Here is a 1,390-nt window from a genome sequence, read left to right on the forward strand (position 1 = left end):
AGTCGTTTTGCCTGCAAAACGACTGCTGTTGATGTTACACCATAGCAAAAATCAGCAAAGCTGATTTTACGCCTCATTGGCGGCGTGCAAGTCTGCCTGGACTTGCAGCCATGGTACAATCAAAAAATCAAAGGACGGCAGAGAAAATATTTCGTCCGGCCCGAAGAGGAGGCACAACAATGAAAGATTTGGAAAGCGTCTGCAAGGTGGCAGTGGTGCAGGCCACCCCGGTGATGTTTCAGAAGGAAAAATGCGTGGAAAAAGTGCTCAAGCTGATGGAGGAATGCGCTGCAAATGGAGCACAGCTCATCGTGTTCCCCGAATTGTTTATTCCCGGCTATCCCTATGGCATGACCTATGGTTTTACGGTGGGCAGCCGGAATCAGGCTGGAAGAGAAGATTGGAAGGCCTATTACGACAATTCCATCCTGGCCAGGGGGGAGGAAATGCAGCAGATCATCGGTTGCGCCAAGGAGTTGGGCGTCTATGTGAGCATCGGCTATTCCGAAAGGGATGAAGTGACGGCGACTCTGTATAATTCCAATATGATGATCTCGCCCCAGGGAGAGGCACTCAATCACCGCAAGCTCAAGCCTACCGGCAGCGAGCGGGTGGTTTGGGGAGACGGCAACAAGGACTTTTTCCCGGTGATGGATACCCCGTGGGGCCCTATGGGCAATCTGATCTGCTGGGAAAGCTATATGCCTCTGGCCCGGGTGGCCCTTTACCAGAAAGGGATCACCATTTATATTTCTCCCAACACCAATGACAATCCGGAATGGCAGGATACCGTCCGTCATATCGCCATTGAAGGCCACTGCTTCTTTATCAACTGCGATATGTACTTTACAAAGGCGGACTATCCCAAGACAAAAAGCGGAGAAGAAGAGATCGGCCGGCTGCCGGATATCGCCTGCCGCGGTGGCAGCTGCGTGGTGGACCCATATGGCCATGTGATCTCTGATACGGTGTGGGATCGGGAAGAGATCATTTACGCCCAGCTGGATATGCAGCAGGCGGCCGCCAGCAAAATGGAGCACGATGTGTGCGGCCACTATGCCCGGCCTGATGTGCTGTCGCTCCAGGTGCGGGAAGGATAAGGAGAAAAAGAAAAAAGCCGCGGTTATGGCCGCGGCTTTTTGCCTGTCATGCGATATTGCTTGCCATCTTTTGGGAAAGAAACATGATCAGTGGCATCTCTTACAGGCATCATAACCCATGGCGACGGCTTCATCCTGAGTCACCTGTGTGGGGTTTTTCATGTTGCTGCAGCCGGAGTTGCTGTGATATTTTGTCCCACTGGCAGGAATCCACACCAGATTGGTGTTGCCTTGGCTTTGGGGAGCGGGAGCCGATGGCGTATGGAGGGGAGCGGGGGCCGGTTCCTGGG

1 protein-coding gene and 1 pseudogene are annotated in these 1,390 nt (G+C 53.3%); one reads left to right on the forward strand and one right to left on the reverse strand.

All coding sequences use genetic code 11. The features are described from left to right. The first annotated feature begins 179 nt into the window (after positions 1-179). Positions 180-1,100, forward strand: a complete 921-nt coding sequence (locus H6A25_RS12470; RefSeq protein WP_204752442.1) for a carbon-nitrogen hydrolase family protein — start codon at positions 180-182, stop codon at positions 1,098-1,100. An 87-nt stretch (positions 1,101-1,187) separates the two neighbouring features. On the opposite strand, the pseudogene H6A25_RS12475 reads toward H6A25_RS12470, so the two are convergent. Then, positions 1,188-1,390, reverse strand: a pseudogene (locus H6A25_RS12475) (DNA/RNA non-specific endonuclease); the annotation flags it as partial.

Origin of the sequence: Intestinimonas butyriciproducens (assembly GCF_016901775.1) — a bacterium.
Taxonomy (GTDB): Bacteria; Bacillota; Clostridia; order Oscillospirales; family Butyricicoccaceae; genus Pseudobutyricicoccus.

What these genes read in the sequence shown, in the direction of transcription:
- H6A25_RS12470 (WP_204752442.1), top strand. Translation starts at nt 180, where the DNA reads ATGAAAGATTTGGAAAGCGTCTGCAAGGTGGCAGTGGTGCAGGCCACC.